The sequence below is a fragment of the Prevotella pectinovora genome, assembly GCF_000834015.1.
Lineage (GTDB): Bacteria > Bacteroidota > Bacteroidia > Bacteroidales > Bacteroidaceae > Prevotella > Prevotella pectinovora.
Map to the genome: position 1 here is coordinate 70,493 of NZ_JXQI01000021.1, position 26,350 is coordinate 96,842.

17 protein-coding genes are annotated in these 26,350 nt (G+C 49.0%); 11 read left to right on the plus strand and 6 right to left on the minus strand.

Annotated elements, in window-relative coordinates; genetic code table 11:
• Positions 1 to 982: 982 nt before the first annotated feature.
• The 3 genes from ST42_RS02320 to pckA form a co-directional block, all read right to left on the minus strand.
• A complete protein-coding gene (locus tag ST42_RS02320; protein WP_044072109.1) occupies positions 983 to 1,219 on the minus strand; it encodes a hypothetical protein in 237 nt (78 codons plus the stop codon).
• 22 nt (positions 1,220 to 1,241) lie between these two features.
• A complete protein-coding gene (locus ST42_RS02325) occupies positions 1,242 to 4,067 on the minus strand; it encodes a hypothetical protein (RefSeq protein WP_156139276.1) in 2,826 nt (941 codons plus the stop codon).
• A 1,227-nt stretch (positions 4,068 to 5,294) separates the two neighbouring features.
• Complete coding sequence (pckA, locus tag ST42_RS02335; protein WP_042520274.1) at positions 5,295 to 6,908, minus strand: phosphoenolpyruvate carboxykinase (ATP); 1,614 nt, start codon at positions 6,906 to 6,908, stop codon at positions 5,295 to 5,297.
• 351 nt (positions 6,909 to 7,259) lie between these two features.
• Between pckA and upp the strand changes: the two genes are divergently transcribed.
• Both upp and ST42_RS02345 read left to right on the plus strand, forming a co-directional pair.
• A complete protein-coding gene (gene upp, locus ST42_RS02340) occupies positions 7,260 to 7,919 on the plus strand; it encodes a uracil phosphoribosyltransferase (RefSeq protein WP_044072113.1) in 660 nt (219 codons plus the stop codon).
• A gap of 546 nt (positions 7,920 to 8,465) precedes the next feature.
• Entirely contained in the window at positions 8,466 to 8,783 is a 318-nt protein-coding gene (locus ST42_RS02345) for a hypothetical protein (protein ID WP_044072114.1), read from the plus strand.
• Between the two features lie 67 nt (positions 8,784 to 8,850).
• Here the strand turns inward: ST42_RS02345 and ST42_RS02350 are convergent, their stop codons facing one another.
• Positions 8,851 to 10,140: an ATP-binding protein gene (locus tag ST42_RS02350; RefSeq protein WP_044072116.1), complete on the minus strand. Its 1,290-nt coding sequence runs from the start codon at positions 10,138 to 10,140 to the stop codon at positions 8,851 to 8,853.
• Between the two features lie 1,040 nt (positions 10,141 to 11,180).
• Here ST42_RS02350 and ST42_RS02355 point away from each other — a divergent pair.
• From ST42_RS02355 to ST42_RS02395, 9 genes are all read left to right on the plus strand, one after another.
• Positions 11,181 to 12,629, plus strand: coding sequence for a DUF6242 domain-containing protein (locus ST42_RS02355; RefSeq protein WP_044072118.1), 1,449 nt, complete (start codon positions 11,181 to 11,183; stop codon positions 12,627 to 12,629).
• A 201-nt stretch (positions 12,630 to 12,830) separates the two neighbouring features.
• Positions 12,831 to 13,529 (plus strand): type IX secretion system protein PorG, encoded by a 699-nt coding sequence (gene porG, locus ST42_RS02360; RefSeq protein WP_042519267.1) that lies wholly within the window; start codon positions 12,831 to 12,833, stop codon positions 13,527 to 13,529.
• Entirely contained in the window at positions 13,522 to 14,277 is a 756-nt protein-coding gene (locus tag ST42_RS02365; RefSeq protein WP_042519133.1) for an isoprenyl transferase, read from the plus strand. Before porG ends, ST42_RS02365 begins: the two co-directional genes overlap by 8 nt.
• Positions 14,278 to 14,324: 47 nt before the next feature.
• Positions 14,325 to 16,946, plus strand: a complete 2,622-nt coding sequence (locus tag ST42_RS02370) for a BamA/OMP85 family outer membrane protein (RefSeq protein WP_042519131.1) — start codon at positions 14,325 to 14,327, stop codon at positions 16,944 to 16,946.
• Positions 16,947 to 16,973: 27 nt separating this feature from the next.
• Positions 16,974 to 17,489, plus strand: coding sequence for an OmpH family outer membrane protein (locus ST42_RS02375; protein WP_022316701.1), 516 nt, complete (start codon positions 16,974 to 16,976; stop codon positions 17,487 to 17,489).
• A 112-nt stretch (positions 17,490 to 17,601) separates the two neighbouring features.
• On the plus strand, positions 17,602 to 18,102 hold the full coding sequence (locus ST42_RS02380; protein ID WP_042519127.1) for an OmpH family outer membrane protein: 501 nt from the start codon (positions 17,602 to 17,604) through the stop codon (positions 18,100 to 18,102).
• A gap of 176 nt (positions 18,103 to 18,278) precedes the next feature.
• On the plus strand, positions 18,279 to 18,782 hold the full coding sequence (locus tag ST42_RS02385; RefSeq protein WP_044072120.1) for an OmpH family outer membrane protein: 504 nt from the start codon (positions 18,279 to 18,281) through the stop codon (positions 18,780 to 18,782).
• Between the two features lie 79 nt (positions 18,783 to 18,861).
• A complete protein-coding gene (gene murI / locus ST42_RS02390) occupies positions 18,862 to 19,701 on the plus strand; it encodes a glutamate racemase (protein WP_022316704.1) in 840 nt (279 codons plus the stop codon).
• 214 nt (positions 19,702 to 19,915) lie between these two features.
• Positions 19,916 to 21,094, plus strand: a complete 1,179-nt coding sequence (locus tag ST42_RS02395) for an ATP-binding protein (protein ID WP_044072122.1) — start codon at positions 19,916 to 19,918, stop codon at positions 21,092 to 21,094.
• A gap of 27 nt (positions 21,095 to 21,121) precedes the next feature.
• On the opposite strand, the gene ST42_RS02400 is transcribed toward ST42_RS02395, so the two are convergent.
• Together ST42_RS02400 and secDF are read right to left on the minus strand one after the other, a co-directional pair.
• A complete protein-coding gene (locus ST42_RS02400) occupies positions 21,122 to 23,200 on the minus strand; it encodes a helix-hairpin-helix domain-containing protein (RefSeq protein ID WP_231556877.1) in 2,079 nt (692 codons plus the stop codon).
• A 147-nt stretch (positions 23,201 to 23,347) separates the two neighbouring features.
• The gene (gene secDF, locus ST42_RS02405) at positions 23,348 to 26,311 is read right to left on the minus strand and encodes a protein translocase subunit SecDF (RefSeq protein WP_394358833.1); all 2,964 of its coding nucleotides are present in this window, start codon (positions 26,309 to 26,311) and stop codon (positions 23,348 to 23,350) included.
• Positions 26,312 to 26,350 lie beyond the last annotated feature (39 nt).

Sequence of the window (26,350 nt, forward strand, 5' to 3'; positions counted from 1 at the left end):
GGCTGCGCGTAGTAACTGTTCTCTATTCGTAATTCTGAGCCGTGGGGGATAATAATTATGACTACGCACATAGGCATCAGCCCCCACCTAACCTCCCCCGTAGGCAACCCATCCTGGCCTTCCCCAAGGGAAGGAACAAGTTACTCTGCAAATCAGCATCAGCCCCCACCTAACCTCCCCCGTAGGGGAGGGACAGATACACTTGACTGTCAATGGCTTATCAGATTAGGAGTAACCTGCATCTCCCCTACGGGGGAGAACGAGAGGGGGCTGATGATGATCACCGGAGAGACCTACTCCTATTCACGACATCAGCCTCCACTTAATCATATTAGCCCCCACCTAACCTCCCCCGTAGGGGAGGGACAGATACACTTGACTGCTTGACTGTCAATGGCTTATCAGATTAGGAGTAACCAGCATCTCCCCTACGGGGGAGAACGAGAGGGGGCTGATGATGTTCACCGGAGAAACCTACTCCTATTCGCGACATCAGCCTCCACTTAATCATATCAGCTCCCACCTAACCTTCCCCGTAGGCAACCCATCATGACCTTCCCCAAGGGAAGGAACAAGTTACTCTGCAAATCAGCATCAGCCCCCACCTAACCTCCCCCGTAGGGGAGGGACAGATACACTTGACTGCTTGATTGTCAATGGCTTATCAGATTAGGAGTAACCTGCATCTCCCCTACGGGGGAGAACGAGAGGGGGCTGATGATGTTCACCGGAGAGACCTACTCCTATTCACGACATCAGCCTCCACTTAATCATATTAGCCCCCACCTAGCCTCCCCCGTAGGATAGGCTGTCATAATCAGAGACACAAACAACGAAAAGCGGTTGAACAACGACATGGAAGTCGTCATTCAACCGCTTCATTTAACCCTAAACGGTCATTATGCCGTTCGGCGTTTTATCCCAAAACGGTCATTATGCCGTTTGGGGTTTATCCCGATTCTGTCATTATGCCGTTCTGGGCTTAATCCTCATCGCCCCAAAGGTTGAAGCCATTGTTGTCCTTGGCAGTCTCTGGCTGAGAAGTACCGTTCCAAATGCTGATGCCTTTGTCGCTGAAGTTGTAATTCTTCATCGTCACTTCATCCTTCTTGGCAGACAAGTCCTTATAGGTCTTCACTCCGATGCTCGTGTTGTTCATCACGTTCTCGGTGTGCACCTTAATCAGCGTTGTCTCTGGTGATATATATATCTTTTTCATTTTTATCTGTCCTCCCTCAGTTTTACTTTACGATAAATTTCTTTCCGTTCACGATGTATATTCCCTTTGGCAGACTGCGCGTGTCGGCGGCGTTCATCCTCTGTCCGCTCAGACTGTAGATGCCCTTTGTGGCAACCTCAGCATCGTCGTTTCCGCTGATGGCGTTCCAGATGGCAGTAGTCTCGCCCTGCTCCTCAATGCCGTTGATGTGCATAGTGAGCTGCGCTGCAGCTGCCGGGTTGGTAGAAGTGGAGATAATCCATGCGCGGAAAGCTCCTGCGTGAGGCTTGACAGTACCTGTCTCCACCTTGGTTGGGTCATACTGATAGAAGCTGTTTGTCTTGGCGTCGATGAAGTATGAATATTCAGGGAAGTCCACGTTGTTCCAAGAACCGGTGCATTTGAAACCAGAGTCCTCGATGTCAACCACCTTATTGCTTGTCAGAGTCACGTTGGCGAATTTCGGATTCGTCACATCCTTAGCTGGCTTCACGAGCACAGGAGTACCGCCGACAATCATCTGATAGAAATGTTCGAAGAGGTTGAGGTCTGTACCTGTAACGTCGCTGTAGTGCAACACCTTCACTCCATTACCGAACACGCTCTTCATCTGCTTCTGGCTCACGCTGAATGGCAATACTACGGCATACCACTTGTTGGCGCCGAATGAGCGGTTGAGAGTCACGTTATACTGCTTGTCAACTTCCAACTTGTTTATCGCATCGGTGTTGTCTGCATTTCCGTCGAGAGTCACATCTGTAGCAGTGTATGATGCATCTTTATCGAAGCAGAAACCAGAGAGGGCGAGCTTTGTTCTTGATGCGAAGAGATAGTAAGTCTTGCCAGCCTGTACAGGGAACTCGTATGTCACGTATCCCTCGCTGATCAGCATATATCCGGTATGGTCGTAGTTGGTGTCGCCGGTCTCGCTCATGCCGTCGCCCGTGAGTATGTCTGCGTTGTATTCCTCGTGGAGCACGATAATAGGCTGGATGCTCGTGCCGAGAGTCAGTGCCTTGCGCTTGTCAGCGTCGGCAACGGCAGAGTTGAAGTTTGTGAACGTAGTGTTTGTGCCGTCGATGATATTCTGGTAGTATTTCTCCAGCTTGTCCATGTAGTCCCTCGTATAGAAGTTGTCATTGGAAGCATTGTCTGTATTTTGGATCTTTGTCCAGTAAGCATTGTTCACCTTTGATGATGTGTAGGCATAATTGGCACGTATGCTCTTGCCTGTCTCGTCGAGGAAGTATACCGGGCGCTTTCTAACCTTCTCAGGGTATAGCTTTCCGCCGACGTTATGGATAGCTCCCTGCTGCTCCACGAATACTGTGAGTTTTCCGTTGGCTTCAGGCTCAAACTTGAAGAAGCTGCCCACTGCCGGCAGTGCGAAGGTCTTCTCGTGAAGTTGGCTTAAAGCCCTGCAGTGGAAATATTCTTCTTTATCGTTTTTGCCGATGCTGCCGTCGCCGAGTTCTGACTCCACGTCAGCAGTTCCATACAATGCCTTGCCTGATACGGTGTGGATAGAACCGAGGGTGTTGGCATCGTCGTTCTTAGAGAGAGCCTTGAAGTTAGTGCTTCCCTTTATGCCTCCGTATGTCATTGTTATGCCGTTAATATCCTCAACGGTAGTGCCAACTGCCTGTGATTCCAATTTATTCAGATATGTTGTGTTAGGGTCGAGCAGGAAGTATGTGCGTGATACGATGTCAGATTTTATTACTTCGTTATTGCTATTAGTATACTCTGCGTAAGCCCTTACTGTAGAAGTTTTTGTCAGATTCAATTTTACAGGCAATGATTCAGCTACAGTCCAAGTACTTGTGGTAACGGTGCCGTCATTGTTTCTTACCTCTGTTGCGTATTTTACCTTGAGTTTGCTGGAGAGATCCGTTGTCCATTGCTGGTCTGAAATAGTTACAATGAGACTTGTTGCCACTTTTGCCTGGTCGCCAGGAGTGATATCGGGAGTAGCGAGGCCGTAAGAACCATCGTTCTTGAACGACTCTGATGCCTGCTTATCACATTCTCTGTATTTGGTATCGTCGCCTGTTTTCACACGCTTCGTGAAGGCATTCACTGTCACATCGGCATTATTACTCCATGCCATCTTCACTGTCTGAGAAGTCCCTTCCAGCTTCACTCTTTTTGTATTTCCAGTCGAGTTAGGGTCAGAACCATCTGTGGTGTACCAAGTTTCGAGCGTCGTTCCTTCTTGCTCCTTTGCAGTCTGAGTGATGGTGAACGACAACTGTGAAGTCGTCGTTTCGTAGGTGTTCAGAGTGATTGTAGGGGCGGTTACGGAGAGAAGTCTCAATTCACCGGGAATATCCTGATAGTAGATAGTGGCACCGAAAACGAAGAGGTCTTTAGTAGCGCCAGAGAATGTCACGGTCTTATTGTCTTCGCTCCAATTTACAGTCATTTGGCGAGTTGAAACGGAAATATTTCCACTTCCTGTAACTGGGGTAGCTTCCGTTGGCACTTCTGTTTCCTTTTTGCTTATCTTAAGCTCAATCTTGCTGATGGTAGCAACGTTGGCGGTGATGGTAAGGGATTCATTTCTGCCTCCCGTGAACTTGACGCAGTTGTCTCGGAAAGACTTGGTGTTACTTAAAGTCGCCTCTATAGCTTCGTCGCCAGAAATGGATTGCTTGAATGCATTGTTTTCTATCACTAAATCGAATTTCTGTTCCGTCGTTGTTGTTCCTTCCGCCCACGATACTGTCATGGAGCAAAGAAAGAGAATTACGAATGTGGCGAGTCGCTGTAGCGACCTCCTGCATTTGTGCTGCTTGCTGCCGGTAGAACTCGACAGGCAAGTCGTCCCTGTTTGTAGATTCTTCATTTTTTTGTTGTTATATTAATTTATTGTTCTTCTGTTGTACCTGGTTCTCGCTTCTGATATACGTGTTGGGGGCACCGGGGTGGGCATCGTTTCTCCGCTTTGCGCCTTCTTGTGTCATTGTGGCAATTCCTTTTTGGGGAACTGCCGTCATGACGCTGTGCTTGTATGTCGAATTTTTTATGTTGTAGAGTCAGATAGATTCCCTTACCTTAGTCGACAGGTTTTTGCCTGTTTCCTTTTGACTTACGAGTAGATTCTCTATACGTCTGTTTTGACTTACGAATGGAGTCGCTTTTTCGTCTGTTTTTGTAATTCGGTGTGGGATAATCTGTTGCAAAGTTACACAGATGAATGATACGTTATATTATCGGATGCGTTTTTTTTAACGAAAACGTTTGCGCAGACGTTGTTTTTATCACGGAGATTATCGTGGTAGTGGTGTGTGGACATCGTCTTTATTATAATATGGATACATTATTATCACTGATTATTTATTTATTCTGTGGCGCTTTTCCTCTTTATATGATTTCAGACAAAACAAGATATGATTTTAGACAAAAACCAGGATAAACCTATAGTCAGTCACTGTGTTGAATATCAGCCCCCACCTAGCCTCCCCCGTAGGATAACCCATCCTAGCCTTCCCAAAGGGAAGGAACTTGTTACTCAGAATATTGTCATCAGCCCCCACCTAGCCTCCCCCGAAGGGGAGGGACAGATACCCTTGTTGTCTGATTATCAGAAGGCTATCAATAGTAAGAGTAACCTGCATCTCCCCTACGGGGGAGAACGAGAGGGGGCTGATGTTCACCGGAGAAACCTACTCCTATTCACGACATCAGCCTCCACTTAATCATATTAGCCCCCACCTAACCTCCCCCGTAGGGGAGGGACAGATACACTTGACTGCTTGACTGTCAATGGCTTATCAGATTAGGAGTAACCTGCATCTCCCCTACGGGGGAGAACGAGAGGGGGCTGATGTTCATTGGCTGAATTGATTGGCTGAAGTCTTGACAAAGCAGAGTAACTTGTTCCTTCCCTTTGGGAAGGTTAGGATGGGTTATTTTTGGGTTTAATCGCTGTGTCCCACCCTGTCAGAAACGAAAAAAATCCCGCCAGGCAAAGCCCGACGGGATTCTTATTCTTGTGAGATGTCCAACCAGTCAGTGCTTCGTGAGAAGCCGACAAGCGGGAACATCATGCGATGTATCGTCTGTTCAGCGATTAGAGCTGAGGACCAGCTGCAACGAGAGCCTTACCAGCCTCGTTAGTCTCATACTTCTTGAAGTTCTTGATGAAGCGGGCAGCGAGATCCTTAGCCTTCTCCTCCCACTGAGCTGCGTCAGCATAAGTGTCGCGTGGGTCGAGGATGTTGGTGTCTACGCCGTTGAGCTCTGTAGGAACAACGAAGTTGAAGAATGGGATAGTCTTTGTTGGAGCAGCGTCGATAGAGTGGTCGAGGATAGCGTCGATGATACCACGAGTGTCGCGGATAGAGATACGCTTGCCGGTACCGTTCCAACCAGTGTTCACCAAGTAAGCCTTTGCACCGCTCTTCTGCATCTTCTTAACCAGCTCCTCAGCATACTTTGTTGGGTGGAGCTCCAGGAATGCCTGGCCGAAGCAAGCAGAGAATGTAGGAGTAGGCTCTGTGATGCCACGCTCTGTACCGGCGAGCTTTGCTGTGAATCCAGAGAGGAAGTAGTACTTTGTCTGCTCAGCGCTCAGGATAGATACTGGAGGAAGAACTCCGAATGCGTCTGCAGAGAGGAAGATAACCTGCTTTGCAGCCGGGCCCTGAGAGTAAGGACGCTGGATGTTCTTGATGTGGTAGATAGGATAAGAAACACGTGTGTTCTCTGTTACGCTCTTGTCAGCGAAGTCGATCTTGCCGTCCTTGTCCACTGTAACGTTCTCAAGGAGAGCGTCGCGTGTGATGGCACCGTAGATGTCTGGCTCAGACTCCTTGTCGAGGTTGATAACCTTGGCGTAGCAGCCACCCTCGAAGTTGAACACACCCTCGTCGTCCCATCCGTGCTCGTCGTCGCCGATGAGCTTACGCTTAGGATCGGTAGAGAGAGTAGTCTTACCAGTACCAGAAAGACCGAAGAAGATAGCTGTGTTCTCACCGTTCATGTCGGTGTTTGCAGAGCAGTGCATAGAAGCGATGCCCTTCAATGGGAGGAAGTAGTTCATCATAGAGAACATACCCTTCTTCATCTCACCGCCATACCATGTGTTGATGATAACCTGCTCCTTAGAAGTTACGTTGAACACTACAGCAGTCTCTGAGTTCAGACCCAGCTCCTTGTAGTTCTCAACCTTAGCCTTAGAAGCATTGTATACGATGAAGTCCGGCTCCTGGTCGAACTCAGCCTCGTTCTGAGGACGGATGAACATATTTGTAACGAAGTGAGCCTGCCAAGCCACCTCAACGATGAAGCGAACCTTCATGCGGGTGTCCTTGTGAGTTCCGCAGAAACCATCAACAACGAACAGCTTCTTGTTGCTCAGCTCCTTCTTTGCAATTTCCTTTACTGCAGTCCAAGCCTCCTTGGAAGCACGGTGGTTGTCGTTCTTGTATTCCTCAGAAGTCCACCATACTGTGTCGTGAGAATTCTCGTCGTCAACGATGAACTTGTCCTTAGGCGAACGGCCGGTGTAGATACCAGTCATCACGTTTACGGCGCCGAGCTCAGTCTCCTGACCTACCTCGAAACCCTCGAGACCTTCCTTGGTCTCTTCGTTGAACAACACCTCATAAGAAGGATTGTACAGAACCTCAGTAGTACCTGTGATTCCATACTTCTCTAAAACTGACTTATCAAACTTTGCCATTTTATAATAATGTATTTAGTGTGAATATTTCTTTTTATCTTGAATAACTATTGAATCTGTCTTTGCAGAATACCTATCGATCTCTGTATACCTACTGTTTAAAACCGGGGCAAAGGTAGTAAAATTCTATTTTTCAACAAAGCGATGGTTGCCAAAATAACACTCGTCTAAACAATTTTAGGTTAAAGAAGTTTAAATGCAATGTCACTGAAAGTTATTTGTAAAATGCAAGTGTCAATTATTATTCTTTATTTCTTATTTTTGCACGATTCCAGAAACCGCTTCCGTCGGGACGCCCTCTCAGAAGCGGCCCCGCATGGATAAGAATAACGACAAAACAATATATTCCCTATGAAAGTAATAAACTTCAGTGATCAGAATTCCATCATCAACCAGTATCTGGCAGAGATGCGCGACAAGGACTATCAGCAGAACCGACTGCTCTTCCGCAACAACATACAGAGAGTGGGCGAGATGATGGCATACGAGATAAGCAAAACGCTTGACTATCAGCAGAAAACCGTGCATACGCCGCTTGCCGACGCAGAGGTCATCGTGCCGGTGGACGATGTGGTGGTGGCAACGATCTTCCGTGCCGGACTGCCCTTCCATACCGGATTCCTCAATGTCTTCGACCATGCCGGAAACGCCTTCGTCAGCGCATACCGCAAATACACCGACGAGGAACATACCCAGGTGGGCATACACATAGAATATCTTGCCACTCCCGACCTGACCGGCAAGACGCTCATCATCGCCGACCCGATGCTCGCCACCGGAGGTTCGATGGAGCTGGGCTGGGAGGCTCTCGTGTCGAAAGGCAGACCGAAGCACGTGCATGTGGCGTGCGTCATAGCCACGCCGGAGGGTGTGGACTATATCAAGACACACCTGCCGGAGGAGAACACCACGATATGGTGTGCCGCCATCGACCCGGGACTCAACGAGCATAAGTATATCGTTCCGGGATTCGGAGATGCCGGCGATTTGTGTTATGGCGACAAGCTGTAGGATACTACAGGATAGATTATAGGTTTTGACCGATTTGGGTTTAAAGAAGACTTCGTATCTTCTGACATAAGTTCCCCTGCCTTTCTTCCTCTGGAAGGGCAGGGCGTGTTATTTCAAAAGCCCGGTAGGTCATCATGACGTTTTGGGCAACCGCTTGGCGTAAAATCTGCCCAACCGGGGCAAGGTGCTTGCCCATGATGAGAAAGCATCGTGCCCCATGTGGGCAAGCACCTTGCCCGTTTTTTTGTTCAAATGACATGGTGGCAAGGGATATTGGAGATGGCGTACAGCTTGCCCCGAAACCTATTGTCATTCCGTGTTTTCATTTTTAGACCGGTGGAACATCGCCTTATGATGATGGACACTATATTATCACAGATATAACCTGTTGGCGGAATTAAATTAGCGCACGCTTATTAATGACCGATTGGGGTTAAAATTGGGCACGGTGCTTGCCCAACTGGGGTACGATGCTTTCTCATCATGGGCACGGTGCTTGCTCCGGATGGGCAGAATTGCAGTCAGACGTCTGCCCAATAAGTTAACATGCTATCTGACAATTCCTTCCATCAGCAAAACCATCCAGACAATTGGCTGACAATCGTAAGGTGGTCAATTGCTTGTTTGTCAGGATATTACGGCAAAAAACCAGATGGTCTGACAGTTTTTTCGGCAATTCTTGATTTTACGGAGAATCAAGCGATATTTACAACTTTTACTCATGTCTGTCAACATAAATTAATCCCGCCAACGGGTAGATATAATTTATTCCGTGGTGCTTTTCCTCTTTATATGATTTCAGACAAAACAGAATATGATTTAGACAAAGAAACGGGATGTGATTTTAGACAAAAACCAGGATAAACCCATAGGATGGGTTATCCTTCGGGGAGGCTAAGTGGTGGGGTAATTCGCGGTACCCACTATATATCTATACCCAATTGCCGACTGCATACAGAGGTCTGTTCTCCATCCAATCCTGATTCTGGTATGGCATCATGGAAAGGCGCAGACCTTTTAGTTCAGGGTGTTTGCCTATGAATGTTCTCAAGGATTTGGCATGCACGTTCACTTCAGCCTTAACTTCAATCGGAACAACAACAGCACCTTTTTGTACCACTAAATCGATTTCAACCCTCGAATCATTGCTGCTATAATAATATATAGACAAGTCCTCTGTCATCAACTGTGTCAATACAAACAGTTCGGTAAATGCACCTTTGTATTCCTTGAACAGGGTGTCAGCCACAATGATACTTTCAGCAGGAGCGTCTGACATTGCCCCCATTAACCCTATGTCAAGTACAAATAGCTTGAATACGGACATTTCCTCATAAAACTTCAAAGGAATCGAAGGTGTAGTAATTCTGTTGATTTGATATATTAGCCCCGCATCCAAGAGCCACTGTATGGCTATTTCGAACTCAGAGGCTCTTGCCCCTTTCTTTAAAACTCCAAATATGAATTTTTTGTTCTCCTTGGCGAGTTGCGCAGGTATGGAGTCCCATACCATATTGATGCGGGGCACTTCTTGAATTGGTGCATGCTTGGAGAAGTCTCTACGGTAATCGAACAGAATTTGCTTCTGGATGTTACGCACTTCCTCAAGATTCTTTGTCAAGGCAAATTCTGCCACAGCAGCCGGCATCCCTCCTACATAATAATACTGACGCAGACGATCAATCAAACGAACCGACAAAGAATCGATAATGGAGAAATCCTTTGAGGCTAGAACATCCACCAAAGGCTGTTCGTCTATAGCCATGAGAAACTCATCGAAAGTCATAGGATACATCTTTATCATGTCAACCTTACCTACTGGGAACGATGTGTCACGGTGAAGCGAAATTCCGAGTAGCGAACCAGCCACAGCTACATGATATTGGGATGCATCCTCACAAAAATATTTCAAAGAATTTAGAACCGTCGGATTCTCTTGTATCTCGTCGAAAATGATAAGAGTGTTCTCCGGTTCAATATTCACATGCAGAATGGCTGAAAGAGAGAGCAATATTCTGCTGATGTTATAGTCCTGAGAAAATATCTTGTCCAGCGTTTTGTTCTTGTCACAATTGACATACGCCATTTTCTCGTAGTAATGTGAACCGAACTCTTTTAAGATATATGTTTTGCCCACTTGTCTTGCTCCGTTGACAATCAATGGTTTACGGTTTTTCTTGTTTTTCCATTCAATGAGCTTTGATAAGATTTTTCTCTTCATATCTACATTTATTTGCACGAGTATTTGCTGCAAAGATACATTTTTTCGCACGAATAATCATCACGGTCACACATTTTTTCGCACGAGTCAATTATGTTTTTCGTTTTGCTGCTAATAAATGAGTAGACACATTACTATTTTGCAATACAACATGACATACCAAAAAGGAAGCACTGAAGCACTTCCTTTTCCTGAAGAATTCTCTTGTCCTATGGCATCAGCCCCCACCTAGCCTCCCCCGAAGGATAACCCATCCTAACCTTCCCAAAGGGAAGGAACTTGTTACTCAGAATATTGTCATCAGCCCCCACCTAGCCTCCCCCGTAGGATAACCCATCCTAGCCTTCCCAAAGGGAAGGAACTTGTTACTCAGAATATTGTCATCAGCCCCCACCTAACCTCCCCCGTAGGGGAGGGACAGTTACTATTGCTATTGATAATCTAATGATAATCAGACAACTACAAACGGCTATCATGTAGTCAAGGGTATCTGTCCCTCCCCTACGGGGGAGGCTAGGTGGGGGCTAAAGTTCATTAGGCGGAGTAATCTGTTCCTTCCCTTTGGGAAGGTTAGGATGGGTTGTCTTGGTGAAGGTCAGGATGGGTTGTCTTGGTGAAGGTCAGGATGGGTTGTCTTGGTGAAGGTCAGGATGGGTTGTCTTGGTGAAGGTCAATGGGTTATCCTTCGGGGGAGGTTAGGTGGGGGCTGATGGCAATATTCAGAGTAGTTGGTTTTGGTATTGAGTTAAGATTGGACTTCATCACCCTTGTGGTTTATCCAGGTTTTTTTCTTTAATCATACACTGAGATCAGCTGTTTACGGATTAACGGATATCAGGTGCTAATCAAATTCCCAGCAAGTTCAGATTGCCGATTTGGGTTAAAAGACCTGTAAAAGTCGGCTTGTGTCATAAGAATCGTACGTCGATTGACTAAAAAAACTCAATAAAACGGTTATTTTATATAATAAAGCATTATATAAGGTAGATTTTCCGATTATTCTGACTACATTTGCAGCTAAATTACACTAAAAGATTCTTATGAAACGAAACTTATTCCCGTTCACGCTGCTTCTGGCAGGAGTCATGATGCTCGCTTCATGTCTCAACGACGAAGATGACAGCATCAAAATCACATATTACGGCGATGCCGCCCTCACCTCGTTTTCCGTTGGAACGCTGACGAGGACATACCTCAACAACAAAGGTGAGGCATTGAAATCCACCGTCGACGGTACCGACAGCACGACAACGGTAGACGGAAGCAAATACAAGTTCACCATCGACCAGCTGAAGCGTGAGATATACAATGCCGACTCGCTGCCGGCAGGTACCGCCGTGAGCAAGGTTGTATGCTCGTTGGCGAGCAAGAATTCCGGAGTGGTGTATGTAAAGAGAATGGCAAGCGACACCCTCGACTATTTCACCGGAAACGATTCCATCGACTTCAAAGACAAGAGAGTGTTCAGGGTGTATTCCACCGACGGACAGTCATACAGAGACTATAACGTGGAAATCCGCGTACACAAAGAGCTCGCAGACTCCTTTGAGTGGCAGAGAGAAGATGTGTCGAACATCCTTCCAGACCTCGGCAAATACAAGGGAGTGAAGATCTTCGCCATGGGCGAAAACGTGTTTGCGATGGTCAACGACGGAGCCACCTCGTTCGTAATGCGCAAGGGAATCAACGACAACAGCCATTGGAACACGGTGACGCCCAACGTGAATACCGTGTTCTCGCCGGATGCCTACAAGAATGTGGCGACACTCGACGGGTGGATATATATGCTCACCAACGGCATTATGTTCAAGTCGAAAGACGGAGCGGAATGGCAGAACGTGAATGTACAGGGAGTGGAAAACCTGAAGCAGCTCGTGGGAGCGTCGGCAACAAAACTCTATGCCATCACACAGAACGGTATGGCATCGTCGAAAGACGGCGAGGTGTGGACCGACGTGGCACTCGACGGCGACAAGAACCTGCTGCCTACCGGAAGCATCAGCTTCTGCACCATGCCTTCGACGACGAATAAAGGCGTGGACCGACTCGTGATGGTGGGAAATTCCGCCAAGGCAGACACCGCCGCCGTGGTGTGGGGAAAGATTGAAGACTATGGCGAGGAGCAGGACTCATACTCGTGGTCGCTATATGAAGGAAACTACAAGAAGGAACTGCCTAATATGGCAGGACTATCAGTGGTGAGATACGACGGCAGACTCTATGCCATCGGAGGCGCAGGACTCGGCGGCAGCACCGCACAGCCATACGCACAGCTCTATTTCAGCAAAGACCAGGGCCTGACATGGCATAAGAGCACACTCTTCACACTGCCAGCCGACATGCCGAAGGACGTGGACCCCAACACGCTGAGCATGACGACAGACAAATACAACAACGTGTGGATAATCAGTGCCTCTACGGCACAGGTGTGGAAAATGCGCATCAACCGCCTCGGATGGAAGACCGAACAGACGGCTTTCAGCGAGTGACCGTTTTAGAAATGCACAGAGCATGGGCGGATATGGTATCCGCCAGCCGGCGAAAGGCCGGTTTGCCGAACGCCATGCCTAATATATAATAAGGTGTAAAGAACATACAGCCCCAGAAGGCAGAAAACATATAAAATGACAACATCGCATATCCAGAATATCCTATATGCTGCGCCCCGTGAAGCACGCTCTGCAGAAGTGATGAGGCTCGCGGAACGAGGATGGGCTTTGCTTCTCCTGCTCCTCCTGCTGCCGCTGACGATGCAGGCACAGGAAGACGACATGTATAAGATGGAGATAGGAGCCGGTGTGGGACTGGTGAGCTATGAGGGCGACTTCAACGGGAGCGTGGCAAAGAACGCACAGCCCGGAGCATCCCTCGTGTTGCGCCGCGTGTTCAATCCATATATGGGACTGAAACTTAATCTCCTCTACGGCAAGCTGAAAGGCGACTCCGACGGGGAGAAGACATACTATCCCGACTATCAGCAGGAGAAATACAGCTTCAGCAACACGCTGATGGACCTCTCGCTGACATACGAATACAACTTCTGGCCCTATGGCACGGGACGTGACTACAGAGGGGCGCAGAAGCTAACGCCATTCGTGTTTCTCGGTCTTGGAGCCACATACGTGAAGACAAGCGACAAGAGCGTCTTCACCGGAAACTTCCCGCTCGGAGTGGGAGTGAAATACAAGTTGGGAAAGCGGGTGAACCTCGGACTGGAATGGGCAATCCATTTCTCCCTCAGCGATGAGCTTGACGGAGTGAAGGACCCCTATATGATAAAGAGTAGCGGACTGTTTAAAAACACCGACTGCTACTCGGCTCTGCAGCTGACGCTGACATACAGCTTCATGCAGAAATGTAGAACTTGCAACAGTGACAAATATGACTGACAACCAGAACATTATACCCCTGGATATGGAGCGCATACCGCAGCATATCGCCATCATCATGGATGGTAACGGACGGTGGGCTACGGAAAGAGGAAAGGAAAGAAGCTACGGACATCAGGCCGGAGTGGAATCGGTGAGGAGAATAACATCGGAGTGTACGAGACTCGGAGTGAAATACCTCACGCTATACACATTCTCCACAGAAAACTGGAACAGACCTGCCGACGAGGTGGCAGCCCTCATGGGACTCGTGCTCACGGCACTGGAAGACGAGCTGTTCATGAAGAACGACGTGCGCTTTCAGGTGATCGGCGACATCGACCGTCTGCCGGAGGAGGTGCAGAAGAAACTGCAGGAGACCATAGACCATACCGCCGACAACAAGGCAATGACAATGGTCATAGCCCTCAGCTACTCGTCAAGATGGGAGATAACGAAGGCGGTGAAGGAGATATCAACGCTCGTGGCAGAAGGAAAAGCCAAGGCCGACGACATCAACGAGGACTTCATCAGCAAGCATCTCGTCACCAGTTTCATGCCAGACCCCGACCTGCTGATACGCACCGGAGGAGAGCTGCGCATATCAAACTACCTGCTATGGCAGATAGCATATTCAGAACTCTATTTCTGCGACACATACTGGCCCGACTTCGCCGAGGCAGACCTTCACAAGGCGATAGCCAGCTACCAGTCAAGGCAGCGACGCTTCGGAAAGACAGAGGAGCAGGTGGAACAGGAGAAAAACTGAGGCAACAGGAGAACAAGAAGACAAAAGATTATACGACATAAACAACGATGAATAAGTTATTAAAGAAAGTGCTGTTGTGCATAGCAGCGGTGATAATGGCATCCGATGCCTGTGCACAGGAGAAGATCGTAAACCCAGACATAACATACGCTGGATCACCACGCAACTGCGTCATCGCCGGCATCGCCGTATCAGGTGTGGACGGATACGAAGACTATATGCTGACAGGTATCTCAGGACTCACCGTGGGACAGGAGATATCTGTGCCGGGACAGGAAATCACCGACGCCGTGAAAAGATACTGGCGCCATGGACTCTTCTCAAAGGTCACCGTAGCCGCCGACTCCATCATCGGCGACAAGATATTCCTGCATTTCTATCTTGCCACCCGTCCGCGTGTGTCGGTAATCAACTACACGGGAGTGAAGAAATCGGAAAGAGAAGACATGGAGACGAAACTCGGACTGCTCAAAGGCAGCCAGATAACTCCAAACATGCTCGACAGAGCGAAGACCCTCGCCGAGAAATACTTCAAGGACAAGGGCTTCAACAATGCCGAGATAACGATAACCCAGATTGACGATATCTCCAACAAGAACCAGGTCATCCTCAATGTTGATGTGGACAAGAAGGAGAAGATAAAGGTGAGAAACATCACCATCGATGGCAACAAACAACTGTCTACCAAGAAGATAAAGGGTGGACTCTTCTCAAAGGGCGCCCTCGGCAAGATCCGTGAGGCAGGCAAACTGTCGAGCTTCCTGAAAGCCACCAAGTTCACGCCGGAGAGATATAAGGAAGGCAAGCAGGCGCTGCTCGACAAATACTACGAGCTGGGATACCGCGATGCCGCAATACTGGAAGACAGCGTGTGGGAAAACGACCCCAAGCACGTGAACATATATCTGAAAGTCACAGAAGGAAAGAAATACTATATCCGCAACATCACATGGGTGGGCAACACCGTATTCACCACCGACTATCTCAACCGTGTGCTCGGCATGAAGAAGGGCGATGTGTATAACCAGAAGCTGCTCGGCAAACGACTCAGCGAAGATGAGGACGCCGTGGGCAACAACTACTGGAACGACGGATACCTCTTCTATAACCTGCAGCCGACAGAGGTGAACATCGTGGGCGACTCCATCGACCTGGAGATGAGAATCTTCGAGGGACAGCAGGCACATATCAGCAGAGTGCGCATCAACGGCAACACAAGACTCTATGAGAACGTGATACGCCGTGAGCTCCGCACAAAGCCAGGCGACCTCTTCTCGAAGGATGCCCTGCAGCGTTCTGCCCGTGAGCTCGCATCGATGGGACATTTCGACCCGGAGCAGATACAGCCAGACGTGAAGCCGAACTACGAAACAGGAACCGTGGACATCTCCTACGACCTTGTGCAGAAGTCAAACGACCAGGTGGAGTTCTCGCTCGGATGGGGACAGACCGGTGTGATCGGTCGTGTGGGACTGAAGCTCAACAACTTCTCGATGCGCAACCTGTTCAACAAAAACCGTGAGCACCGCGGCATCATGCCTATCGGCGACGGAGAGACACTCTCGCTCGGCGCCCAGACCAACGGTTCATACTATCAGTCGTATAACGCTTCATACTCCACAAACTGGTTCGGAGGCAAGCGACCGATACAGTTCACCGTCGGTGCATACTTCTCAAAGCAGACCGACGTGAACAGCAACTACTACAGCAGTGCGCTGATGAACAACTATTACTACAACTTCTACGGATACGGAAGCTCAAACAACTTTAACTACGAGAACTATCTCGACCCAGACAAATATGTGGAGCTGTTCGGAATATCAGTGGGATGGGGCAAGCGCCTGCGTTGGCCTGACGACTACTTCACCCTCTCGGCAGAGGTGTCGTTCCAGAGATATATGTTGAAGAACTGGCAGTACTTCATCGTGACAGACGGTAACTGCAACAACCTCAACTTCTCGCTCTCGCTCTCAAGAACATCTACCGACAACCAGCTCTTCCCACGTCGTGGATCAGAGTTCCTGGCTTCTGTGACAATCACTCCGCCATGGTCAAAGTTCCAGAAGAAAGACTATGCCAACCTTGCCACCGACCCTCAGTCGCCTAACTACAAGGACGAGCAGCAGGAGAAATACCGTTGGGTGGAGTATCACAAATGGAAGTTCAAGGCACGTACCTTCACTGCCCTCACCAATGGCCAGAAGTGCCTCGTGCTCATGGCACGCGCCGAGATGGGACTCCTGGGATCATACAACAAGCACAAGAAGTCACCATTCGAAACATACTATGTGGGAGGTGACGGTATGAGCGGATACTCTTCAGGCTATGCAGAAGAGACCATCGGACTCCGTGGATACGAGAACGGTACGGTGGGATACAACAGCTATGCCTACGACCGCTTCACCATGGAGCTTCGCTATCCGTTCCTGCTCGGCAACACCACAATCTACGGGCTCACCTTCGTGGAGGCAGGTAACGCCTGGAGCGACACCAAGAAGTTCAACCCGTTCGACATGAAGCGCTCTGCCGGTATCGGTGTGCGTATCTATCTGCCGATGGTGGGACTGATGGGTATCGACTGGGCATACGGTTTCGACAAGGTGCTCAACGGATCATCGTATAAGAGAGGCGGATCGCAGTTCCACTTCATCCTCGGTCAGGAGTTCTAAATAATGGATAAAGAAAATATTAACACAATGAAGAAACTATTGTTTATCGCCGTGATGCTGGTTTCAGCATTGGGCATGAGCGCACAGAAGTTCGCTCTCGTCGATATGGAGTATATCCTCAAGAATATCCCTGCCTATGAGCGTGCCAACGAGCAGCTCTCTCAGGTGGCAAAGAAATGGCAGGCAGAAGTCGACGCCATGGGCACAGAGGTGCAGACGCTCTACAAGAACTATCAGAACGAGTCGGTATTCCTTTCGCAGGAGCAGAAGAAAGCCCGTCAGGAAGCCATCCTCGCCAAGGAGAAAGAGGCAAGCGAACTGAAAAAGAAATATTTCGGACCGGAAGGCGAACTGTTCAAGAAGCGCACCAGTCTGATGACCCCTATACAGGAGGAGATATACAATGCCGTGAAGGACATCAGCGAGCTGCGCGGATATTCCCTCGTGCTCGACCGTGCTTCAGACACAGGCATCATCTTCGCTTCGCCAAAGGTGGACATCAGCAATGAGGTGCTTACCAAGCTCGGATATTCAGCCAACTGATTTAGTGATGGATTATTTGGTGGGTAATAAAAAACATATTACATTTGCACCGCACAGAGAAAACGTGGAAAGACAAGAATAATATTAATAACAAAACAAATAAACAACGAAAATGAAAAAACTGATTTTAATGTTGATGTTGTTCGCTCCTATCGCAACATTCGCACAGAAGTTCGGACATGTCAACGCACAGGCCGTTATGGAGAGCCTGCCAGAGTTTATTAAGGCACGCGCTGAGGTTGAGGGTCAGGCAAAGGTCTATGACAACCAGCTCAAGGAGATGCAGACAGAAATCCAGAAGAAGGCTGAGGAGTATGACAAGACTCAGGCTACTATGAACGATACCAAGCGCAAGGAGACAGAGGCTACTCTGCAGGACCTCTACCAGAAGTTCCAGCAGGCTCAGCAGGATAACGCTCAGGCTATCCAGAAGCTCCAGAACGAGAAGCTCCAGCCTATCGTTACAAAGCTCCAGAACGCTATCAAGAACGTTGGCAAGGCTGGCGGTTATGTTTACATCATGGACCTCTCAAGCGGTATTCCATACATCAGCGACACTCTCAGCAAGGACGTTACTGCTGACGTGAAGGCTGAGCTCAACAAGCTGAAGTAATACAGACCGCAAATACGGTGGACAGTGTGTGAGGCGGATGACGGAAGTCTGAAGCCGGAGACGGCAGTCACCGTGGAGATATTACATACGGAGTGTGTCAAAAGTAGAGGACTGCGCCTTATAACGCTCCTTGCTTTTGACACATTCTGCTTTAAATCAACAACACCTATCAGATTATGAAAAGAATTTTCTTATTTCTCTTCGTTGCCATCTTCGGTTTTGCTGCTGAGGCACAGGATTTCAAGTTCGCTTATTTCAGTTATGGCGAAGCCCTCAAGTCGATGCCCGACTATGAGCTGGCTGCCACCAATGTGAACAAGCTGCGCAACCAGTATGACAACGAACTGAAGAAGGCAGAAGACGAGTTCAACGCCAAATATGAGGACTTTCTCGAGAACCAGCGCACCCTCGCTCCAGCCATCCTCGACAAGCGTCAGGCAGAGCTGCAGGAACTGTTGCAGAAGAACCTGAAGTTCAAGGAGGAAGCCAAGCGTCTGCTCTCTCAGGCAGAAAACGATGCCTTCGCTCCTCTCAAGCGTAAGCTCAATGCAACGGTAAAGAAAATCGGTATGGAGCGTGGCTATGCCTTCGTGCTGAATACCGACGGCGACGCCTGCCCGTATGTTGACAGTACCAAGGGCGATGACATCAGCGTGATAATCGCTGACGCTCTGAAATAATCCCCAACCGGTCCATAAGACTGATTGGGAACAGTTGCGTAACAGCTATGGTTTGCAATCATATAAACATCATACTACTATGATTGAATCTACAGGTAAAACAGGTCCTATCGGAGTGTTCGATTCCGGCTATGGCGGACTGACCATCCTTCATCAGATGCGTCAGCTGCTGCCGCAGTACGACTATCTCTATCTCGGCGACAACGCCCGTGCTCCGTATGGTCCACGGTCGTTCGACATCGTATATCAGTTCACTCGTGAGGCAGTGGAGAAACTGTTCAGCATGGGATGCCATCTCGTCATCCTCGCCTGCAACACCGCCTCCGCCAAAGCCTTGCGGTCGATACAGCAGAATGACCTGCCGCAGATAGACCCCAACCGCCGTGTGCTCGGCGTGATACGTCCCACGGCGGAATGTATCGGCAGCATCACGCAGTCGCGCCACGTGGGCATTGTTGCTACCGCAGGAACCATCAAGAGCGAGAGCTATGTGATGGAGATACACAAGCTCTATCCCGACATCACCGTGACGGGAGAGCCATGCCCCATGTGGGTGCCGCTGATAGAAAACAACGAATATGACAGTCCAGGTGCCGACTATTTCGTGGAAAAGCGCATCGGTAATCTGATGCGCCGCGACCCGCAGATAGACTCCATCATCCTCGGCTGCACCCATTATCCGCTGCTTCTGAACAAGATTCTGAAGTATGTACCGCGCGGTGTGCGCATCGTGCCGCAGGGCGAATATGTCGCCAACAGTCTGAAAGACTATCTCATGCGTCATCCTGAGATGGATATGCGCTGCTCCAAGCACGGCACCTGCCATTATCTCACCACAGAGAGTGCTGAGAAGTTCCGTGAGTCAGCACAGCTCTTCCTCAACGAGGATATCGATGTGGAGCGTGTCGTGTTGGGATGAAAAACATTTTTTCCTGATTTTCTTGCTTTTCCCATTTTTAAATCTTATGTTTGCACCTTGGAAAGTGCAGATGAATCCAGAATATGCACCTTTGAAGGTGCATTTCTTGTAATTAAGTGCACCTTGGAAGGTGCATTTTGTAGTATTATATGCACTTTGGAGAGTGCAAACTTTATTATGGAACCAACTTCGGCGGTATAAAAATAATACGGATATGGATATTACACTTGTTAACTTCATGAACGAACAGTTAAGTCTTGTAAGTTTAGACTTCAAACGCTATATGTATGAGAAGTTGCCTTGGGAGGCAAGGCTCGTAGGGTTGATGGGACCGCGTGGTGTCGGTAAGTCAACAATGATACTGCAGCGAATCAAGGAGATGGCAGAGGCAGATCAGCAACAAACTCTCTACATATCGGCAGATCACAGTTATTTCACCACGCATACCTTTGTGGATACAGCTGACGAGTTTGTGAGAGAAGGTGGTAAATGGCTGTTTATAGACGAAGTTCATAAATATGACGGCTGGTCGAGAGAATTGAAGCAGATTTATGATTCCCATCCAGAGCTGCATATATTCTTTAATGGTTCTTCAGTACTTGATATTCTTGAGGGTGAAGCCGATTTGAGTCGGCGTGCATTACTGTTTGATATGCAGGGGCTGTCTTTCCGTGAATACCTCGAATTGTTTCATGGCATCAAGACACCAGTCAGGAGTCTTGAGGATGTGTTGGATGGCAATACACGTATCGAAGGCATTCTCCATCCCATACCATTGTTCAACAAGTATTTGCGTGAAGGCTATTATCCATTCGCAGAAGAAGGCTATGTGCAGCAGAGACTGCAACAGGTGGTTCGCCTTACTATGGAAGTAGACATACCACAGTTTGCTAATATGTCGCCAGCTACGGGTAAGAAATTACGTAGGATGCTGACGATCATAGCCGGTAATGTGCCTTACAAGCCGGAGGCTACAGGTCTGGCAAATGAAATAAAGGTGAGCAGAAATGATATCCCTACTTATCTGCTATATATGGAAAAGGCAGGTATGATAGGTCAGTTGCGCGATGAGACAGGCGGAATGAGAGGCTTGGGAAAGGTGGAAAAGGTTTATCTTGACAACACCAATCTGATATATGCCATATCTGGCGAGAATGCCAACATAGGTAATGTCAGGGAAACGTTCTTCTACAACCAGACCCGTCTGGCATGTGATGTTACATCTTCCAAGGTATCAGACTTCGCCATAGGTAAATATACTTTTGAGATTGGAGGAGCAAAGAAAAGCCACCGCCAAATAAGGGATGTTGAAAATGCTTTTGTGGTGAGGGATGATATGGAATATGCAAATGGTGATATACTCCCGTTATGGAGTTTCGGACTATTGTATTGATTCCAATCTGTGGAACTCCAAATTATTTCAGAATTTCCAACGCAGCTGCAACTGTATGTCGGTGAGAGATGATGCATCCACCTGTTGCAGTGCCGTTCCCACTTGCGAACGGTCGAAATACGTGGTCGTGCCAGCCTTTGCCATCACGTATAGACGGTTGGTGGGCATATACTTCACGATGAGCGCATAGCGGATTCCTTCGCCGTAATACGACGGGAAGGAGAAATCATAAAGCATGCCGCGTTCATAGCTGTATATGCTGCTGTAGTAATCGTCGGTGTGGAAATATCCGCATGTGGCGTAGATGGCGAAGCGGCGTATTGCCGTGGTGCCACCGCCGAGAGAAGCCATATATCCGTTGCTGCGCTCTTTGAACACCGTTGTGGTGCCGTCTATCTGAGCCTTTATGCTCCAGCTGCCGCCATCGTATAGTGCCGCCAGGCGAGCACGCTGGTCTGTCTTGTAAATCAGTGCCGTCTTGTCGGCATTGTCTTTCTGCCGTTTCTTCAGCCGGTAGCGCCCTGTCAGCGTGAGGCGTCCTGTGGTGTAAACGGCAGAAAACAGGTTGTCGAAAGAACGTGATGCCGTTGATGCCTGATACCGTGCCCACGGGAAATAAGCTGCGTCGGCGTAATAGCTCAGCAGCAGACCGCCAAAGGGCTTCCAGTCAGCCCCCACATACACTCCGCTTTCGTTTTGCACTCTTCCTCCGTCGCTGTAGCTTTGAGAGAAGAGCGAATAATACTTGTATGAATAATATCTCTGCACGAGGCGCATGGTGAAATTAGACGCCAGGCGGTATGACATCGTGTTTATCGTAGCCCATGCGTGGCTGCTTCCCGTTGCTGTTTCTCCCCTGAAGGAGAACAGTCCGCTGCGGTAGCCATAGTCTACGCTCATGCCATAGAAACGTTCGCCCTGGGGATAATATCTGCGGTAAAGCGAATTGGTGTTCGGGCTGAGGCGCTTGTCGAGGCTCGTGTAGTATGCCGACACGCCGCCAACGAAATGCGACTTCATGAACGAGAGGTTCGCTCCGGCGGCAAACTGCGAAGCGTTGTTTTTCTTCTTCATCTCCGTCTCCGTGCGGTGGTATCCAGTCTTCAGTATCGTGGCTATAGAACCGTCGTCGTTGTTCAGCGTGGCGTCGATATACCGGTATGATACGAAAGCAGTGAGATCGAGACATGGAGAAATCCTCACCGTGGCGGCACCGCCCTGCATATAGTTGCCGGATGACCGTGAGGAATGCGGACGGATAGCAGTCCCCGTCTTGTTGAAAGAAGCCATTGAGGTGGTCTTTCCTATCGAGAAATCATTGTTCACGAGCAATCCCATTCCCATCTTCACCTTGTAGCGTCCGAGAGTGAGAGCCTTGAGGCGTCCGAGTTTCCTTATAGAGAGATAATATGAATAGAAGTCGTAGCCCATGCTGTTGCGGCCAGAGAAAAACGGTTCGCCGGCATCCTGCGCTCCCACGATGCCCAGTCTGAAATTGTCGGTATAGCGGTATTCGTAGCGAATGCTGTGGCGGTATTTATATCCCATATACCCGTTTTTGTCACCTTTCCGCTCGTAGAGAGGAATGTTGCCGGTGGCGGTGAGGATGTTCTCACCGTATTTGATGATGTTTTTGAGCGTCAGTGAGCTGCGCTTCTCCACGGGAGTTATCACTATGAAGTATGGCAACAGCCGTCGGTTGGTGAATGTCAGAGACCGTATCATGGCGAGTTCGGCTGTGGTTTTCATCTCCTGGTTTCGGTATATATATTCCAGGATGTCAGCCACCTCGTCATCGCTGAGGAATGGTATGCGCTCAAGGTCCTCGCGGGTGGCGTGGTTGATGTCAACCGGCGACTGTTCGAGGTCGCACAGCGCATCGTACATGGATTCCCACTGCGCCACATCCTCGTCGCTGTCGTCCATCATTTCGCCTATAATCGCCTGCCAGGCGTGTTGCTGTGATGTAGCCTCCTCTTGTGCCGATGAGCAGAGAGAAACGGCGAGAAACAGAATGACAAGCATCCCGTACCTACGGATTATTGATATAAACCTTGCGTTTGTGAGCATGTTGCGGTATGGTATTAGAATTGTGATTATATTCAATATGTTGCTTTTCAGCTTGTATGATACAAAGGTAATGAAAAAAACGGACAAAGAGGTCGGGCTTGATTATTTCTCAAAAAAAACATCACCCACAATCCTTCCGGATCATGGGTGATGCTGATAGGTTCTTATTTCAGAGAGATGCCGTTATGCCATCTCTTCGATAGCCTTGTCTCCACGCTGACCTTTGTCGCGGCGGCTCAATGTCATGTAGGCAATAGGAGCAGCAACGAAGATAGATGAGAGAGTACCGAATATCACACCGAGAATCATTGCGAACGCGAAGCTGCGGATGTTGTCACCACCGAGGATGAAGATACAGAGCAACACGATCAATGTAGTGAGAGAGGTGTTCACGGTACGGGCCAGTGTCTCATTCAGAGAGTTGTTGAATATCGTGAAGAAGTCGCGCTTCTTGTAGAGGCCGAGGTTCTCACGGATACGGTCGAATACCACCACCTTATCGTTGATAGAGTAACCGATAACGGTAAGGATAGCTCCGATGAACGTCTGGTCGATCTCGAGAGAGAAAGGAACGACGTTCCACAGGAGTGAGTAGAAGCCCAATACCACTACAGTATCGATTGCGAGGGCAACGCTGGCTCCGAGAGAGAATGCCAAGTTGCGGAAACGCAACAGAATGTAGAGGAAGATGGCGATGAGGGCGAAGATGACGCTGATGATAGCACCGTATGTGATATCCTTAGCCACCGACGGACCTACCTTTGCACTGCTGATGATAGAACCACCGGCACGCACGTCAGGATTCTTGAATGCCTCTACGCTCTTCTGGGTTACCATACCCTCCTTGCTCAACGCCTTGAAGAGGATTTCCTCTACCTCGTCGTCGATTGTAGGGCTGTTAGACTCTATCTTGTAGTTGGTAGAGATACGGATTGTCTTGTGGTCAGTACCCAATGCCAATGCGCTTACAGAACTGTTAGGGAACGAGGTCTGCAGAGCTCTTGACACATCCTCCGGCTCAACGGCCTTCTCCAGTTTCACAACGTAGTTGCGACCACCGGTGAAGTCGATGCTCTTGCTCAAGCCGCGAACGAAGAAGCTAACCACGAATACTGCAATGAGAATACCAACTATTGTGAAGGTCTTCTTATACATGTTCATGAAGCCCACGTGGTTGTTCTGCAAGAAGTTGCGGGAGAGACGTGTGGTGAAGTTCTGTTTCAGCCACTTGTCCTTAGCCAGGCGGTTTTCGTAAACGAGGCGTGTGAGGTATACTGCGGTGAAGAATGAGCAGCAGATACCGATGATAAGAGTAGTGGCGAATCCACGTACAGGACCTGTACCGAATACGAACAGGATAACACCAGTGATGATAGAGGTGAGGTTGGAGTCGAAGATAGCCGAGAAGGCATTTCCGTAACCGGCCTTGATAGCCTCACGCAGAGCCTTGCCCTTGCGAAGCTCCTCCTTCGTACGTTCATAGATAAGCACGTTAGCGTCGACCGCCATACCGAGTGTCAATACGATACCGGCGATACCAGGCATCGTAAGCGCCGCCTGGAACGACGTCAGGATTCCGAGTGTGAAGAAGAGGTTGACGAGCAAAGCGAAGTTTGCCATCATACCAGGGATGAAGTCATACATGAGAACCATGTAGAGCATCAAGAGGATGAACGCCACGGCGAATGAGATGAGACCCTGCTGGATTGACTGTGCACCGAGTGTAGGACCAACCACGTCTTCCTGCACGATACGTGCCGGAGCAGGCATACGTCCGGACTTCAGAGTGTTTGCCAAGTCCTTGGTGTCCTCAATGGTGAAGTTACCTGTAATCTGAGAGTTACCGCCTGAAATCTCGCCGTTTACGCGAGGTGCGCTATATACGGCACCGTCGAGAACGATGGCGATAGCCTTGTTGATGTTTGCCTTTGTCATCTCTGCCCAGCGGCGTGCACCGTCAGAGTTCATCGACATGCTTACGCTTGGACGGTTGCTCATCTGGTCGAACTCATCCTTGGCGTCGGTGATTACGTCACCCTCGAGAGGAGCGTGGCCGTTGCTCTGTGTAACCTTCAGTGCATAAAGCTCATAAACGTTCTTTACAGAAAGTCCGTCAGCCGGCTTCGCACCCCAAAGGAGCTTGAGGTCAGAAGGCAGAACCTGCTTTGCGGCAGCAGAATAGATAATCTTGTTCACGGCAGCAGTGTCGCGCACGTTGGCATAACCAACAACGCTGAGAGAACCCTGTGGCGCGAGCTGCAGAACTGCGAGAAGCGGATTTGTCTTCTTTGCCTGTGCCATCTGTGCACTCTCAGAGCTTGCAGCAGCCTTGGCAGCGCTGTTCTTGTTGGCGTTGACCTTGAGCTTTGCAGGAGAAGTCTTCTCGGCAACCTCAGCCTTCTCGGCAGCGTCGTCCTTCTTCTCAGTGGCAGCGGTGTCTTTCTTCACCTCGCCGCCGTTAGCCATTGTCTGGTCAAGCTGGCGCAGGTAAGGAGTGATTTCCTCGCTGTTGTATGTCTCCCAGAATTCAAGGTTTGCGCTACCCTGGAGGAGCTTGCGCACACGCTCAGGCTCACGAACACCAGGCATTTCCACCATGATGCGGCCTTCCTGGCCTTCGAGCTTCTGGATGTTAGGCTGTACGACACCAAACTTGTCGATACGGTTGCGAACGACGTTGTATGAGTTGTCGATAGCCGACTGCACCTGTGAGCGGAGAGCCTTCTCCACCTCCTTGTCGGAGCTCTGGGTGCTTACCTGTCCCTTGAGCTGCTGTGTGGCAAAGATTTCTGCCAGGCGGTGGCCAGGTGCGTTCTGACGATAATACTTGATGAAGAGAGAGATGAAGTCGCTCTGACTTGTCTCTTCCTCCTTCTTAGCCTGTTCCATAGACTTCACGAAGGCAGCGTCTGTCTTGTGGTCAGCCAGTGTCTCCACTACGTCCGGAACGGAAATCTCCAAGATAACATTCATACCGCCCTTCAAGTCAAGACCCAGACCGATCTGGGTTTCGAGACATCTCTGGTAGGAATAAATGCCGAGGTACTTCACTGAGTCTTTGTAATCCTGCTGAGCAATAGGATCTTTTATCTTTGCTGCCTCGCTGTCATAATAGTTTGTGGCAACGGAGAAAGACAAATAGAAGATGCTTGCAAGGGTCATCAAGACTGCCAGTACAATTACAAT